Raw genomic sequence first — 15,382 nt, forward strand, 5'->3', positions numbered from 1 at the left:
CATCTTGGCGTTCATTCGTCGCTCGCGTACCCAAGTACGCTTCACTCCTCTTTCGCGCCAACCTGGGGTCCCTCGTAAAGCCGTCTCCGTGCTTCACCACCAAAGACTGTCCCAAACGACTAGCTTTTGGGGACGTTCTTAAACGACTGGTCATTTAAGAACGTCCCCAATGACTACGAAAGGTATCCATGGAAACGATCATCAACGTCGACGATGTCTCGTTCTCCTATGGCACGCAGACCGAGCAGGCGCTCAGCCACATCTCGCTCAGCGTGAACAAGGGAGATTTCATCGGCATCATCGGGCCCTCGGGCGCCGGCAAGTCCACGCTTGCCGCCTGCCTGTCGGGCGCCGTGCCCCACCACTACACCGGCACGTTCTTTGGGTCCGTCGTGGTCGACGGCCACGACACCTGCGAAGTCTCGCTCACCGACGTGTCGCAAATCGTCGGCAGTGTGCTGCAGGATATCGACACGCAGATGGTCGCTTCGGTCGTCGAGGACGAGATGCTCTTTGGCCTCGAGAACTTTGGCGTTCCCCACGACCAGATCAAGCAGCGCGTGAGCGAAACTCTCGAGACCGTCGGCATCAGCGACCTGCGCGACCGCGAGATCGCCACCCTCTCGGGCGGACAGAAGCAAAAGGTAGCCATCGCCGCCATCCTCGCCATGCGTCCGCGCGTCTTGGTTCTCGACGAGCCCACCGCGGCACTCGACCCCGCCAGCTCCACGTTGGTCTTCGAGACGCTGCGTGAGGCAAACCGCGCACTTGGAATCACCATCGTCGTCGTCGAGCAAAAGGTCGCCCTGCTCTCGGAGTACTGCAACCGCGTGCTCGTGCTCAACCATGGCGAAATCGCGCTGCAGGGCGAGCCACACGAGGTCTTCGCGCATACCGACGAGCTCCGTGCCATCGGCGTCGACTGCCCTCGCGTCACGCGTATCTTCAATAGCCTCGAGGCCGATGGCCTGGTAAGCGGTACCCCCTGCTTGGATGTCGATGAGGCCGAGCGCATGATCTCGGGCATCGTCGACCCCGCACGCGCGGCTATCGAAGCCCAGGCGCCCGCCGGTTCCCCGCATGCACCGTCGTTGCGCCCTCATGCCAAGGACGCCGAACCCGTACTCACCTTCGACCATGTTGAGTTTGCCTATCCCAATGGCGGCGCCGCCGTACACGACCTTAGCCTGACGCTCTATCCCGGCGAGCTCGTGGGCATCGTCGGCCAAAACGGCGCCGGCAAGACCACGCTCACCAAACTGCTCACAGGCCTGCTTAAGCCCGCCTCGGGCAGCGTGCGCGTCACGGGACTGGATACCGCAGCCGTTCCCACGAGCCGCATCGCTCGCGAGGTCGCGACCCTCTTCCAAAACCCCGACCGCCAGATCTGCAAGGACACCGTGCTCGACGAGGTCGCCTTTGGCCTGGAGCTTGCCGGCATCGACCGTGCCGAGGCGCTGCGTCGCGCCCAGCTCGTCATCGACCGCTTTGGCTTGCCGGCCGACGAGGCGCCCTTCTCGCTCTCGCGCGGTCAGCGACAAATGGTGGCGCTTGCCTCCGTCGTAGTGGTTGAGCCCAAGATCGTCGTGCTCGACGAGCCCACGAGCGGCCTTGATTACCGCGAGTGCATGACCGTCATGGAAACGGTGCGCACCATGGCCGAGCGCGGTTGCGCCGTTATCATGGTCTGCCACGATATGGAAGTCGTCTCCGACTTTGCCGAGCGCATTGTGGTAATGGCCGACGGTCGCATCCTCGACCGCGGCCGCACGCACGAGCTATTCTCGAACATCGATCTCATGCGGCGTGCCTACGTGGAGCCTCCCCAGGTTATTGAACTCTCGCGCCGTCTGGCATCTTCCGTCTCGCCCGCTTTTGCGCAGGTGAGCGAGGTCACCGATGTCGTTCGAATTGCCAAGGAGATGGTCCACCGTGGTTAACGTCATCGACTACATGCCGGGCGATACGCTGCTGCATCGCCTGAATCCCGTCGTCAAACTGGGCCTCGCCGCCGCCATCATCGTCGGCATCTTCTTGTCCGACACCTACGTGGCGCTGCTGGGCTTTTTGGCACTCACCCTTGCGCTGGGTGCCTATGCCGGCGTCGTCGACCGTCTGTTCTCGCTGCTCAAGTTGCTGATTCCGCTCGCGCTTATCATGCTGGTGCTCCAGCTGGCCTTTATGCGCGATGGCAACGTGGTGTGGGGCTTTATCACCGACACGGGTCTCATCACAGGATCGAAGGCCTGTCTGCGCCTGCTGGGTGTGGCGTTACCACTCATCCTCATGCTCATGGTGACCAAGCTCAACGACCTTGCCAACGCCTGCGTCGAGGTGCTGCACGTGCCGTATCGCTATGCCTTCACCTTTACCACGGCGCTGCGCTTCGTGCCGGTGTTTGGTCAGGAGATGAACGCCATCATGGAGGCGCAGACCGCACGCGGCGTCGAGTACGACACCAAGAACCCCATTAAGAAGCTTAAGCTCATGCTGCCACTGTGCGTGCCGCTGCTCATCTCAAGCGTGGGCAAAACCGATGCCACAGCCTTGGCGGCAGAACAACGCGGCTTCTATCTGCGTACGCGCGCCAGCTCGTACAAGCGCTACCCCATCAAGGGCCTAGACATCGCCGTGCTCATCGTCAGCATCGCCCTCATCGCCATCGGCTTCCTGTTCTAGTTCACCACCGACAGCAACCGCCCAACGCAAAAGGCCTCGGCTCGCACCAAACGAGCCGAGGCCTTTACTGTTTCACCAGATAAAACCTACCAATATTAACCTGTCCCTTTTTGGCAGATCGGAAGCTAGAGGCGGTAGGGAGCACCGCAACGGATGATGGATTCGCGCACCAGGACGTCCATGGCGTCGAGGGTGATCTCGGGCATCTCTCGGTACTTCTGCAGCACCGAGAGCTCGGTGCAGGCCAGAATGACGCGGTCGCAGCCGCTACGGGCGAACTCCCACATCACGCGGTCGAACTTATCCATATCGGGCTCACGTCCGGCCTTCACATCATCGTAAATAAGCGACATCACATCGTTCTGACGTTTCTCGCTGGGATAGACGACCTCAACACCCGCAGCCTTACATTCGCGGCCGTAGACGCCCGCGCCCACGGTGCCATCGGTTCCCATAATGCCAATCTTGTGCACCGGCTCGGCCGGCATACTCAGGTTGGGGTCGAACTCGCACTCCCCCATCACCGCACCCGCAAGGGCATAGCGCACCGACTCACGCGGCATGTGGATAATCGGCACCTTCGTAAACGACTGGATCTGGTCATAGAAGTAGTGTGACGTGTTGCAGGGAATGGCAATGTGTGCACAGCCCAGCGACTCGAGTGCCTGGGCGCACTCTTTCATGGTCGCCAGCAGCTTGGCATGCTCGCCGGTCTTAATGGCCAGCGTGCGGTCGGGCATGGTCGACTTGGAGAGTACCACCATGTCGATATGTTCCTGATCGCAGGCAGCAGCCGTATGACGCACCACCTGGTCGTAGTAATACGACGTGGCCTCGGCGCCCATGCCGCCGATAACTCCCAGCTTTTCCATCGCCGCCTCCTTGGTGACGCTTGCGCAATTGCGCGTATCATACCCGCGCCCGCCCGATGCAAACCGGACGGGCGCCGCGCTCATCTACTTGTAATACGTCTTGAACAGCTTAAAGTGGCGCAGCTTGGTGTGCCACATGCGCAGCCAGCGGTTAAAGACAAAGTCGCCCTTCATAAACGAAGGGTCGGCGCCCTTGCCTTCCTTGTCCAGGCGATGCACCTTAGCGCGCAGCTCGGGATCCTTGACGTACTTGTCGACGACGCCCATGGGGACGACCATCCACAGGGCCTCGTCCTGAGCCGTCACAAACTCCGGCTCAAACGGGCGGTTGAACACATACTCGTCCACCACATACTTGGCAACGTTAAAGCCGCTGTTGGTAACGTAGTAGTTGCTGCGGCCCTGGCGCGTGTTGAAATCGAAGAACTTAAACGAGCCGTCGCGCTCGTCGTACTTAACGTCAAAGTTGGAATAGCCCACAAAGTGAAGGTCCTCGAGCAACTTGCGCACGCCGCCCATGAGCTCGTCGTTGGGCTCGGTAATGATACAGGCATGGTTGCCGACACCGTGGGGCTGATGCTCCTCGAGCAGCACATGGCCCAGGCACATCATGCGGACCTTACCGTTGCGGTCGGAATAGCTGGTGAGCACGCGCATGTACTCGTCGTTGCCGGGCACGCGATCCTGCAAGATCAGGTCGTCGGTGTAGCCGCTGGCATACGAGTCGCGAATGACCTGTTCCAGCTCGGCGCGGTCGGCAATCTCATAGGCCTTCTTCTGGCCCTCGAACTCATGCTGCCACCACATGATGCCGTCAGAAGGCTTCAGAATCATCGGGTAAGGAAAATCGATCTGGTCGAGCACTTCGGCAGGCGCCTCACCCTGGGCATTGAGCATCGCCTTGGTAAAGGTAAACGTGTGCGGATAGGGCACGCAATGCTTCTCGCACAGCTCGTAGAAGATCTCCTTCTTCTGGCACTGCTCGAGCATGCTGTAGGGCGCGTAGGGAGCGACGATGTTATCCGCCAGCTCATGAGCATCCTTGGCTTGAGCCACGAGAGCGACATAGTTGTCGCCGCAGCCCACAAGGACAATAGTCTTGTCGGCATGCGCTTGGGCAATGCCGTTGACGGTTTTGAGCATCACGGGCATGGTGTCGATATCCACGTTGGGCGTGTAGTCGATAATCTGGCTGCGGTACGCGGGACCCGTCTGATACTTGCCAAAGACCAGACTCTTGACCTGGTACTCCTCGTAGAAGGCGCGCGCCACCGAATAGGCGTTGATGTCGCCACCAAGCAGCACGGGAATGAACTCGCGCTCTGTAAATTGCAATGCCATGGAAACTTCCTATCATGAACTGCCCACACAACGGGCGGTCTTTGCGCAACTGATTTATTCTAGCGTGCCAAGCCGCCGGCACCCAAAGCTCCACCGTATCTATGGCAATCGACGTAATCGTCCAGCACGAAGACGGCGCCCACCGTTGTATGACAATGGGCAATGAACCTACCGTTGTTGTAGGATTCAGTGTATTGACATCTTCGAGCGAAAGGCGCACACGTGCCCCAAGACCATCCGACCGATAATCCCATCCTCAATGCCGCGAGGCGCGAGCTGGCGAAACGTGCGAAAGCGACCGCTCCCCTGTGCACGGCAAACGACGCCTACAACGGACCCGCCCACATCGTCTCGATCAACACGTCGGTACACAAGGGCACTCGCAAGTCGCCCGTCGCCGATGGACGCGACACCGTTATAGAGCAATTTGGCCTCGCCACCGATGCGCACGCCGGACATTGGCACCGTCAGGTTTCCTTTTTAGCCGCGGAGTCCATCCAGACGGCGCAGGCACGCGGGCTCGACGTACACGAGGGTGACTTTGGGGAGAACTTCACAACCCGGGGCATCAACCTGCTCTCGCTCCCTTTGGGCACACAGCTCAAGCTTGGAAGCGACGTGCTCGTCGAAATCAGCCAAATCGGCAAGGTCTGCCACACCCGTTGCGCCATCTACTATCTCGCCGGCGACTGCATCTTTCCCCACGAGGGCGTTTTCGGCGTGGTACTAAAGGGCGGAGAGGTCAACGCTGGTGACGAAATCCAGGTAGTCAAGCTCGGCGACGGCACCTGTTCGTTCACCCCCGCCGAGGCCCTCGAAGAGATTGAGCAGGCTCGCCAGAAGGGCACGCTGTAGTTATAAAACCCCACGTTGAGATGGCTTTTACAGCCCAAAACTCCTCTCAAACAGAGCTCTGTAACGTTAAAGTTGAACTCTATGGTTTCTCAACAATTCATCATAACTGCAGGTCAAAGCCAAAGCCTCAAGTTCAACTTGACCCTTTGGAACCTTTAAGGTTCAAGTTGAGGTCGAAAGCAGTAGTAGAATACCGTTCGAACCATAACCTACGATTGATTGCAGAGGGACTGGATGCAGCATTCGAATCATCGCACCGCAGCGTTCATTGCGTCGAAGCCGGCTCGTATCATCACGAGCGCCGTGCTCGCCGTTGCGCTGACGGCCACGCCGATGCTCTCCCCCGTTGCGGCGTATGCCGCCTCGCAGGCAACGCAGGACCAGCTTTCCGCAGCCCAGCAGAAGATCGAAGCCGCCACGAGCGCCTACAACGACGCCCGCACCAAACTCGATGACCTGCAAAAGCAGATTGACTCCAATGAGGCAAGCATCGAGGAAATCGAGGCCAAGCTTCCCGAGCAGCAGGCCAAGGCAAGCTCCGCCATGCGCGATCTGTACAAGTATCAGAAGGGCACCAATCCCATCGTGAGCTTCCTGGTCAACGCACAGAGCCTGGGTGAGTTCATCACGACCTGCAAATACACCAACCAGATCACGAGCTCGAGCGTCGACGAGATCGAACAGCTCAATAACATGCAAACCGAACTCGAGCAGAACAAGGCTGAGCTCCAGCAGGCCAAGTCTCAGCTTGAGGCAGAGCAGAAAAACGCCGAGGATGCGCTGGCACAGGCCCAGCAGCTCCGCAGCGAGGCACAGGCAAAAGCCGAGCAGGAAAATGCCGCCGAGCTTGCCAAGCTTGAGGCCGATAAGGCCGCTGCCGCCGAGAAGCTCTCGGGCGAGGGCGTAAGCGGCAGCAATTCCAGCAGCCAGGCCACCAACACCAACACCACCATCGACACCACGGTGAACAGCTCCAATACTGGTAGCTCCGATTACGATTCGTTCATTAATGAGTGGACAGGCCGCATCGACAATTATCTCGCCGGCTCCCCCATGGCAGGCCAGGGCTATAACTTTGCCGTCGCCGCTTGGAATACCGGTGTCGACCCCCGTTGGTCCCCCGCCATCGCCTGCATCGAGAGCACCAAGGGTGCTTATTGCGCCAATTCTTACAACGCCTGGGGCTGGAGTGCACGTGGCGGCGGTTGGCGCAGCTTTGGCAGCTGGAGCGAGGGCATCTCCGCTCACGTTGCCTATCTGGGCGCCAACTACGGCTCCACCCTTACCCCGGCAGCGGCCAAAAAGTACTGCCCGCCCACGTGGCAGGACTGGTACAACAAAGTCGCCGCTCAGATGAACCGCATCTAAGTGCAACTGCAAAGGGCCCCAATGGGGTCCTTTTCTTTTAGGTAGCGGAGGTATCGACGACGCCGGTCGCATTGGCAACCGCGACTATGACAATCATGCATAGGAGCAGCACACCCAATGCCTTGAGCCAGAGTTTCGCGAGTTTCTTGCCGCGATAGCTGTCGAGCAGTGCGAATCGCCGACGAAGACGGCGCTTATCGAGCAGTGCGAAATGCATAAGCACCATAAGGCCATCGACAAAGAAAAAATACTCGATTATGAGAAGCCACGTCGGGTAGCTTTGGTTTGCTCCGGTGGGGTGAAAGACGGCAAAGTGACTTCCGGCAAAGAACACAAGCAGCGAGAAGCAGACGAGCGTATTCCAAATGCGGCCCAGAGACTCCGGAACGCGAGAGAGCAGACCGCATGCAGCGGAGGCGGCAGGCCTAGGAGGCCCTGCGGGGTTCTGGAGCCCTTGGGGCGTCAACACCGTCTCCGAGGCCGGAGTTCGGACAGGCGGCGCAGGAGGCCGCACGGGGCGACTCAGATCGTATGCCGCGCGCGTCGCCCGTCCCAACGCTTCCGCACTCGCAAAACGCTTGGCCGGGTCGAGCGCCATCGACATGCAGACGGCATCGGCAAGTGGAGTGGGAATGCCGCGCGCCTCGCATTGCTCGCGCATGTCGAGCCCTGGCTTAGGGTCGACTCCCGTCAAGCAGAAGAACAACAGGGCGCCAAGTGCGTAGACGTCGCTTCGCACGCTCGTCTGCCCAAACCCATACTGCTCGGGCGGCGCATAGGGTCGCGTGCCAAACTTGACGGTGTCGGCATCGGCGCCATCGTGCCATACGCGCGCGATCCCCAGGTCGATAATCACCAGCGATGAAAACGTCAGGCCGTCATCAGGCGTATAGTTGGCACCTGTCACGATGATATTCGACGGCTTGAGGTCACGATGGATCACCGGCGCCGACGTCTCCCCCGCCATTGCAAAACCGGCATGGAGCTCGCCCACGGCGTCGCAAAGGACAGGATACAATTCACGCGCATAATCGGGGGTGGCTCCCAGACGGTCCACCAGCGCCCCGAGCGTCTCCCCTTCGATGTATTCCATAACCACGTTGAGCTCGTCGCCCACACGACGACAATCGACGATTCTGGGCAGGTGCTCAAAACGCCTGCCTGCCCGCTGAACGGCAAACAGACGCTCGTATGCCCCGCCGATTTGAGCCGAAGCATCGATGCGTTTACGGACAAAGGGGCCGAGCGAGCCACCGCCGGTTCCTTCAAAGTACACGAGCTCGGTTGTTTCAACGGTCGAGCGCTTAAGTACACGCTCCACGCGATAGCTGTCGTCGCAATCGAGCGACGCCAGGTGCTCGGCAAGCGCTGCGGTCAGCTCGTCATCGGAATATGTTGGGGTCTGAGTATCCATAGCCTCCATCATAGCGCAGGGCGCAGACACCCCATGGCATCCGCGCCCCGTTCGTTTGCATCGTTGTTCGGCAGCTCCGCCGGCTCAGATATCAGCCGCTAACTCACCGTCTCCTCGCCAAAGCGATACAGCTCCTCGTTGACCTTTTGGAGGCTGCACCCACGATCGATGCAAAAGATGATAATCGCATCGCGGCGGTCCTTGCAGTTAAGGACGCTTACCCCGGCAGCCGTCAGCGCACGGTTAGTCTCTTTGAGCGTCAGCGCCATCGCAAAGGCAATCTGCAGCACCTTATTGCGGCTCGGATGCCGCGCACCGGTAAAAATCTGATAGCCAAAGGTCTCATTGAGATCGGCCATACGAACTACGCGCGAGCGCTCCAAGCCCTTTTCCTGCAGTAGCTGCTTCAGGTAGTTCGAAAGCGACGGGGCGGCAAAGTCGTGTTCTTTGATATAGCCATCGATGTTTGGCGCGTCGAGAAGCTCATTGAGTAACTCGTCAGTCAGCTTTTTATCGGGCATACGACTTCACCTCCCCCAGTGCATACAACATGCTAGAAACCGCTTACGTCCGAACGCTCCCAACTGGCGACCTGATCGGGAGACACCGTGCCCAGCGCCTCGAACTTCCAGGAGCCGCCCGCCTTCAGATGATTGGTGTTTGCAAGAGCCGTTCCAACCTGGTTGCCATCAGCATCATACAGAACATACTCAATCTGAATGTAGCTCTTTTCCTTGTCCGTGTTATTGGTCAGCGTCCCCGTGATCTTATAGGCAAACTGATTGGAAGTGCCTTCAGCCTCGTCAGCAATGGTATACGGTTCTTGCGGTTCTTTTTGCTCCTCAGCCTGCTGTGTCGTCTCGGCAGGTTTTGCCGAATCGCTCGCAGGCGAATCGGTTGAGTTGCCGCCCATAGAGCCCACGGCACCGACAATAACCAGCACCACGATGACGCCTAGGACAATCTTACCGATCGGCTTCTTTCCCTCTTTTGCCATTATTCATCCTTCCTACGATCCGGCTACCGTGCCGGCACACAGCACATCGTAGGAAGGATTAAACTTGAATTCATTAGCTGAGAGCTAAGGTTGCGGTAAACGGCCAATGCAGTTATCCAAACGCCGAGCAAACGCACTTTGCGCGACCGTCTGCCGGCAGCGCATCAACCCACCGTGACGGATTCCCCGGTAAAGGCACTGACCATCAACAGGACAAAGAACACCAGGTAGCTGACACTCAGCGGGTACGCAATGACCAAAAAGGCAATCCATCCAACATTGGTCTTACCGTCGGCACGACGTTGCTCGCGAGAACGGGACAGCCAGACCGTCACGCCAATGGCCACAATCAGCAACACGAGTGCCGCTGCTGCCAACCCGGCAAGCGCAAACATCACGCCAATGCTCACAGCAATAACCGAAAGCAACAACAAGCCGCATCCACACCCACCGGGACTATAAACGGCAGACTGTCGGCGTCGTTCCATCGTCACTCCAACCTCAATATCTTTGAGCACTACAACGCAGCGGCCTGCTGGACAGGAACGATCTTATTCAGCTCCGGTTCGATCCGCCTTTTCTCGGCCTCAAGGTCAAACGCCACCTGAGCGCGCAGCCAATAACCATCCGTCAGGCCAAAATAACGGCAAAGACGGAGGTCGGTGTCGGCCGTCACGCGACGTTTTCCCAAGACAATCTGCCCGATACGCTGAGCCGGAATCCCAGTCTCTTTCGCAAGGCGATATTGAGAAATGCCCATGGGAACAAGAAACTCCTCTTTGAGAAGCTCACCAGGAGTCACCGGCGACAGCAAATCGGCCGAAGTCTCATCACTTGTGATAATCGACGATTTCGACATTCCAAGCCATCTCCTGTCTCCACTCAAAACAGACCCGATAGCGCTCGTTAACACGGATGCTATATTGACCGGCACGAACGCCCTTCAAAGCTTCCAGGCGGTTGCCCGGTGGAACGCGAAGATCATCAAGCGAAGCACAAACCTGCAGTTGGCGAATCTTCCTCAACGCAACACGCTCAAAGGGCACGAACCTCCTGACCCGCACACCCATGGCAAAGCGTTCGGTATCCTCATCTTTATACGATGCAATCATAGTATCGCCTTACGTTAGTAACGTCAAACGTTTCTATAGACTTACATCTCTATTATATCGTACGTTTGTTCGTGTTTTCTAGAACAAATAGTCCTTCACGCCTTAGTCAAGCGAAAGTAATCGTTTGTAGACATCGAGGCCTTTGAGTAGGATTTCCTCGTCAAAGAGCATGCTATCGGTATGCAGGGCGCTTGTGGCATAGGCGGGGCAGCCATCCGAATCACTCGGGTTGTCTTGGCCCTCCGGCACGCCCGTGCCCAGCAAGAAGAACACGCCCGGCAGATGACGTTGATAGAACGCGAAATCCTCGGCGATCAGCAGCGGCTCGTCCACAAGTTGCAGCTCGGACAAGGCAGGCGCAATGCAGGCAAACAGCTCGGGGTCGTTATCGACTGGCGGATAGCCCTCGGCAAAGTCGAGATCGTACGTACAGCCTGTTTCGGCACAGGCATCGTCCAGCACGCGGCGTACGCCCCCGCGCGCACGGTCGAACATGGCGTCCGTAAACACACGCAAGCTACCGGCAACATGGGCCTCCCCCGCCACCGCATTGCAGACGGTGCCTGCCTGCAGCAGGCCGAACTTGCCAATGCAGGGCTCGTCGGTGCCCAGTTCGTCCATCAGCTTGCGCTCGGCAACCAAAAACTTCGCTGCCGCCAACGCGGCATCGTGCGACTCCCCAACCGGCACACCATAGGTCTTAGCGATATGGATGCTCGTCCCGTGAATATGAATGTGCGTCTCACTCGAACGCGCCAGCAACGGACCGGGGCAGCTCGCCAACGTGCCGGCGGGCAGATCGGGCCACACGTGGAAGCCGAAGATGCGATCCGCCCCGTAGCGCTCGAACACGCCGCTCTCGCACACCGTCTTGGCACCACCAGTCGTCTCCTCGGCCGGCTGGAACACAAAGAGTACGTTGCGCCTAATGGCGCCCGGCTGCTCGCGAATCGTACGGTCGACATACGTCGCGGCGGCAAGTGCCATGGCCATGTGTCCGTCATGTCCGCAAGCGTGCATCTTGCCGGGATGCGTCGAGGCAAAAGCCGCACCCGTCGCCTCCGCGATGGGCAGCGCATCCATATCGGCGCGAATCGCCGTAACATGCGCAGCGCCCGTGCCAGCGTCGAAGAAAGCACAAACACAGCTGGGACACGGATGGGTCACCTCGCAAGCGAGCGGCGCCAACACGCCCTCGATATAGGCGATAGTCTGCGGAAGATCGAAATCGAGCTCCGGAATGCGATGGAGATCGCGGCGATAGCGACGGAGTTCTTGGAGCTCGGTCATAGAGAATCCCTTCGTAAGGCACATCTGTTGCAACTTATTGTGATACAGGATTGTGGCACACATGTTTCCAGCATATTGCTGCATTTTTTAAACGTTATATACAAATACTCTTGTTTGGTAAAGTGCAACGTGATAGGGTCTTTACCACTTGATAGAGGCGCGGGCACGAAGAACCGCGGGCGAGCCAGCAGGCTTTGACCCCGTGGGGAGGCGAAACCCGCCGAACTGGGTTTTTCGGGCACGAACAACCTGGTGGGCCTGTGGGAAACACCCACAGGACTGTCTGCAGCAATGCGGGAGCGCTATCCGGACATTGGGTCCACGCTATGCGGATTCGATGCGCAGATGGCGCCGTCTGGATAGCGAGGTTTACGGGACATGGCATTGACCCCCAACGAGGCATATGCGGCCAAGCAGCCGTTTGTGGACAAGGAGACACTCGAGCATATCGTCGAGCAGTTCCCCACGCCGTTTCATCTATACGACGAGGCAGGCATCCGCCGTAACATGCAAGAAGTGCGCGACGCCTTTGCATGGAACCCAGGCTTTAAGGAATACTTTGCCGTCAAGGCCAACCCCAACCCGGCGCTCATCTCCATTCTCAACGAATACGGCTGCGGCTGCGATTGCTCGAGCTATACCGAGCTTATGATCGCCCGCTCACTGGGTATCACGGGACACGACATCATGTTCTCGTCCAACGACACGCCGGCTGCCGACTTTGAGCTCGCCGACAAGCTGGGTGCCATCGTCAACTTTGACGACATCAGCCACATCGAGTTCTTTGAGCGCGTTGCGGGGCCCATCCCCAAGACGGTCAGCTGCCGCTTTAATCCAGGCGGTCTGTTCCAGCTCTCCAACGGCATCATGGACAACCCGGGCGACTCCAAATATGGCATGACCACCGAGCAGCTCTTTGAGGCCTTCCGCATGCTCAAGGCCAAGGGCGCCGAGAATTTTGGCATCCATGCCTTCCTTGCCAGTAACACCGTCACTAACGACTACTATCCCAAGCTCGCACGCATCCTCTTTAAACTTGCCGTGTGCCTGGAGCGCGAGACCGGCGCACATGTCGCCTTTATCAATCTGTCCGGCGGTGTGGGTATCCCCTACCTGCCCGAGCAGCAGGCTAACGACATTCACGCCATCGGTGAGGGCGTACACGCAGCCTACGACGAGATTCTGGTCCCCGCCGGCATGGGCGATGTGGCGATCTGCACCGAGATGGGTCGCTTTATGATGGGCCCCTACGGATGCCTGGTCACCAAGGCCATCCACGAGAAGCAGATCTACAAGGACTATATCGGCGTGGACGCCAGTGCCGTCGATCTGATTCGTCCTGCCATGTATGGCGCTTACCACCACATTACGGTGATGGGCCAGCCGGGTGGCGACGACAAGACCACAGCGCCCGTCACGGACACCTACGACATCACGGGCAATCTGTGCGAGAACAACGACAAGTTCGCCATCGATCGCGAGCTGCCGCATATCGACATGGGCGACCTGCTTGTGATCCACGATACCGGCGCGCATGGCTACTCCATGGGCTACAACTACAATGGACGCCTGCGCTCCGCCGAGGTCCTGTTGCGCCCCGATGGCTCGGCCGACCTCATCCGCCGCGCCGAGCGCCCGGGCGATTACTTTGCCACGCTCGACGTGCTGCCGAGCGGCCGAGAGCTGCTGGCCAAGTCGCGCGCCGAAAGTGCCCGCCGTCGCGCCCAAGACGAGCGCCTGGCAGTCGCCGCCCAATGGAACAAACGCATCCAGATCGCGGACGCGAAGGAGAAGAACATGGACATCCGCAATCTCGAGGGCTCAATCGTCGCCCTCGTCACGCCGTTTAAAAAGGATGGCAGTGTCGACTTTGACGCACTCGAGCGCCTTATCGATTTCCACCTGCAAAACGGCACCGACGCCATCCTCACCCTGGGCACCACCGGCGAGAGCGCCACGATGACCGACGACGAGGACAACTCCGTCGTCGCCGCCGTGGTCAAGCATGTTGCAGGACGCGTCCCCGTCATTGCCGGCTCGGGCTCCAACTCCACGCAGACCATGCTCACCAAGTCGCTTACTTACCAGGGCTTGGGAGCCGACGGCCTGCTGCTCATTACCCCCTACTACAACAAGTCCAACGAAGAGGGTATCTATCAGCACTTTAAGACCGTCGCCGATGCCGTGAACATCCCCTGCATCCTGTACAACATCCCCGGCCGCTGCGGCTGCGGTATCAGCGAGCGCAACGTAGAGCGCCTGGCCGCGCACCCCAACATCATGGGTATTAAGGAGGCCTCGGGCAACGTCGCCTACGCGGCCAAGATCGCCCACCTGCTGTCAGACGACTTTCGCATGTACTCGGGCGAGGACGCGCTTACCGTGCCGCTCATGAGCCTGGGCGCCTCGGGCACCATCAGCGTGTGGGCAGACGTGCAGCCGCAGCTCGTGCATGACATGTGCCGCGCCTATTTGGACGGTGACGTGGCGCGTGCCCGCGATATCCAAATTGCCGGCCAGCCGCTCATCAATGCCCTCTTTAGTGAGGTCAACCCCATCCCCGTCAAAGAGGCACTCGCCCAGATGGGTATGATCGAGGCAAACTACCGTATGCCGCTGTGCCCCATGGCAGACGACACGCGCGCTGCACTTACCGATGCTCTGAAGGGAGCTGGTCTGCTTGATTAAGACCGTCATTATGGGAACGGGCCGCATGGGCTCGCTCATCCGCACCACCGCCGAGGGCGTTGTCGACGCCGCCGGTCAACCCGTTTTTGATATCGTGGCCCAGATTGGCTTCGATTTGAGCAAGCTCGAGAACGCACCGGCTGCCGATGTGATTATCGACTTCTCGAACGTCGTGACCTTCGATGCCGTCGTCGCCTATGTCGAGCGCACGGGCGCGGCGTTGGTCTCGGGCACCACAGGCTACACCCCCGAGCAGATGGACCGCCTGCGTGAGCTGGGCCAGAACACCCGCGTTATGCACTCGGGCAATTACTCCATCGGCATCGCAGCCCTGCGTCATCTAGTGGCCCAGGCCACACGCGAGCTGCCCGGCTTTGACTGTGAAATCGTCGAGACGCACCATAACCAAAAGGTCGACGCCCCCAGCGGCACTGCCAAGTTGTTGCTCGACGCCGTCGTCGAAGCTGAACCCGAGGCAGGCTACCACCCCGTCTATGGCCGCGAGGGCATGTGCGGCGCGCGTGACCCCAAGGAGATCGGCATGCACTCGCTGCGCGGGGGCACCGTCGCCGGCGTGCACGAGGTGAGTTTCTTTGGCCAGGACGAGGAGGTCACGCTCACCCACCGCGCCACGAGCCGTCAGATCTTTGTCAACGGCGCCCTGGCAGCCGCGCAGAAGCTCGTCGCCCGCGAACCCGGCTTCTACAACTTCGACCAGGTCATGTTTGCCTAACCAGGTATCAACCGAATCCACCCAAAGGAGAGA

The 15,382-nt window shown here is 59.2% G+C and carries 15 protein-coding genes and 1 riboswitch; of the genes, 6 read left to right on the forward strand and 9 right to left on the reverse strand.

What is annotated here, in order from left to right; genetic code table 11:
• Positions 1 to 188: 188 nt before the first annotated feature.
• On the forward strand, positions 189 to 1,940 hold the full coding sequence (locus AAAX75_RS00795) for an energy-coupling factor transporter ATPase (RefSeq protein WP_349090798.1): 1,752 nt from the start codon (positions 189 to 191) through the stop codon (positions 1,938 to 1,940).
• Entirely contained in the window at positions 1,933 to 2,679 is a 747-nt protein-coding gene (locus AAAX75_RS00800) for an energy-coupling factor transporter transmembrane component T (protein WP_022094111.1), read from the forward strand. The genes AAAX75_RS00795 and AAAX75_RS00800 overlap by 8 nt, the downstream gene beginning before the upstream one ends.
• 125 nt (positions 2,680 to 2,804) lie before the next feature.
• On the opposite strand, the gene AAAX75_RS00805 is transcribed toward AAAX75_RS00800, so the two are convergent.
• Both AAAX75_RS00805 and AAAX75_RS00810 read right to left on the reverse strand, forming a co-directional pair.
• Positions 2,805 to 3,551 (reverse strand): aspartate/glutamate racemase family protein, encoded by a 747-nt coding sequence (locus AAAX75_RS00805; protein ID WP_229058896.1) that lies wholly within the window; start codon positions 3,549 to 3,551, stop codon positions 2,805 to 2,807.
• A gap of 84 nt (positions 3,552 to 3,635) precedes the next feature.
• Positions 3,636 to 4,892, reverse strand: coding sequence for an ATP-grasp domain-containing protein (locus tag AAAX75_RS00810; protein ID WP_349090799.1), 1,257 nt, complete (start codon positions 4,890 to 4,892; stop codon positions 3,636 to 3,638).
• A gap of 222 nt (positions 4,893 to 5,114) precedes the next feature.
• Here AAAX75_RS00810 and AAAX75_RS00815 point away from each other — a divergent pair, with 222 nt between their 5' ends.
• Complete coding sequence (locus tag AAAX75_RS00815; protein ID WP_227790100.1) at positions 5,115 to 5,747, forward strand: MOSC domain-containing protein; 633 nt, start codon at positions 5,115 to 5,117, stop codon at positions 5,745 to 5,747.
• Between the two features lie 234 nt (positions 5,748 to 5,981).
• Complete coding sequence (locus AAAX75_RS00820) at positions 5,982 to 7,115, forward strand: glucosaminidase domain-containing protein (protein ID WP_055287231.1); 1,134 nt, start codon at positions 5,982 to 5,984, stop codon at positions 7,113 to 7,115.
• 37 nt (positions 7,116 to 7,152) lie between these two features.
• Here the strand turns inward: AAAX75_RS00820 and AAAX75_RS00825 are convergent, their stop codons facing one another.
• The 7 genes from AAAX75_RS00825 to AAAX75_RS00855 form a co-directional block, all read right to left on the reverse strand.
• The gene (locus tag AAAX75_RS00825; protein ID WP_349090800.1) at positions 7,153 to 8,529 is read right to left on the reverse strand and encodes a protein kinase; all 1,377 of its coding nucleotides are present in this window, start codon (positions 8,527 to 8,529) and stop codon (positions 7,153 to 7,155) included.
• Positions 8,530 to 8,627: 98 nt separating this feature from the next.
• Positions 8,628 to 9,050, reverse strand: a complete 423-nt coding sequence (locus AAAX75_RS00830; RefSeq protein WP_022094127.1) for a hypothetical protein — start codon at positions 9,048 to 9,050, stop codon at positions 8,628 to 8,630.
• Between the two features lie 32 nt (positions 9,051 to 9,082).
• Positions 9,083 to 9,526, reverse strand: a complete 444-nt coding sequence (locus AAAX75_RS00835) for an FxLYD domain-containing protein (RefSeq protein ID WP_349090801.1) — start codon at positions 9,524 to 9,526, stop codon at positions 9,083 to 9,085.
• Between the two features lie 164 nt (positions 9,527 to 9,690).
• Positions 9,691 to 9,957, reverse strand: coding sequence for a hypothetical protein (locus tag AAAX75_RS00840; protein ID WP_349090802.1), 267 nt, complete (start codon positions 9,955 to 9,957; stop codon positions 9,691 to 9,693).
• A gap of 86 nt (positions 9,958 to 10,043) precedes the next feature.
• The gene (locus tag AAAX75_RS00845) at positions 10,044 to 10,385 is read right to left on the reverse strand and encodes a HigA family addiction module antitoxin (protein ID WP_055309779.1); all 342 of its coding nucleotides are present in this window, start codon (positions 10,383 to 10,385) and stop codon (positions 10,044 to 10,046) included.
• A complete protein-coding gene (locus tag AAAX75_RS00850; RefSeq protein WP_349090803.1) occupies positions 10,357 to 10,638 on the reverse strand; it encodes a type II toxin-antitoxin system RelE/ParE family toxin in 282 nt (93 codons plus the stop codon). Before AAAX75_RS00850 ends, AAAX75_RS00845 begins: the two co-directional genes overlap by 29 nt.
• A gap of 102 nt (positions 10,639 to 10,740) precedes the next feature.
• Positions 10,741 to 11,928, reverse strand: a complete 1,188-nt coding sequence (locus AAAX75_RS00855; RefSeq protein ID WP_349090804.1) for an N-acetyldiaminopimelate deacetylase — start codon at positions 11,926 to 11,928, stop codon at positions 10,741 to 10,743.
• A 144-nt stretch (positions 11,929 to 12,072) separates the two neighbouring features.
• Positions 12,073 to 12,241: riboswitch (Lysine riboswitch) on the forward strand.
• 65 nt (positions 12,242 to 12,306) lie between these two features.
• On the opposite strand from AAAX75_RS00855, the gene dapA reads away from it, so the two are divergent.
• Together dapA and dapB are read left to right on the forward strand one after the other, a co-directional pair.
• Positions 12,307 to 14,616, forward strand: a complete 2,310-nt coding sequence (gene dapA, locus AAAX75_RS00860) for a 4-hydroxy-tetrahydrodipicolinate synthase (protein WP_349090805.1) — start codon at positions 12,307 to 12,309, stop codon at positions 14,614 to 14,616.
• Positions 14,609 to 15,349: a 4-hydroxy-tetrahydrodipicolinate reductase gene (gene dapB, locus AAAX75_RS00865; protein WP_349090806.1), complete on the forward strand. Its 741-nt coding sequence runs from the start codon at positions 14,609 to 14,611 to the stop codon at positions 15,347 to 15,349. The genes dapA and dapB overlap by 8 nt, the downstream gene beginning before the upstream one ends.
• Positions 15,350 to 15,382: the final 33 nt, after the last annotated feature.

The organism is Collinsella sp. CLA-ER-H7 (assembly GCF_040092345.1).
Taxonomy (GTDB): domain Bacteria; phylum Actinomycetota; class Coriobacteriia; order Coriobacteriales; family Coriobacteriaceae; genus Collinsella.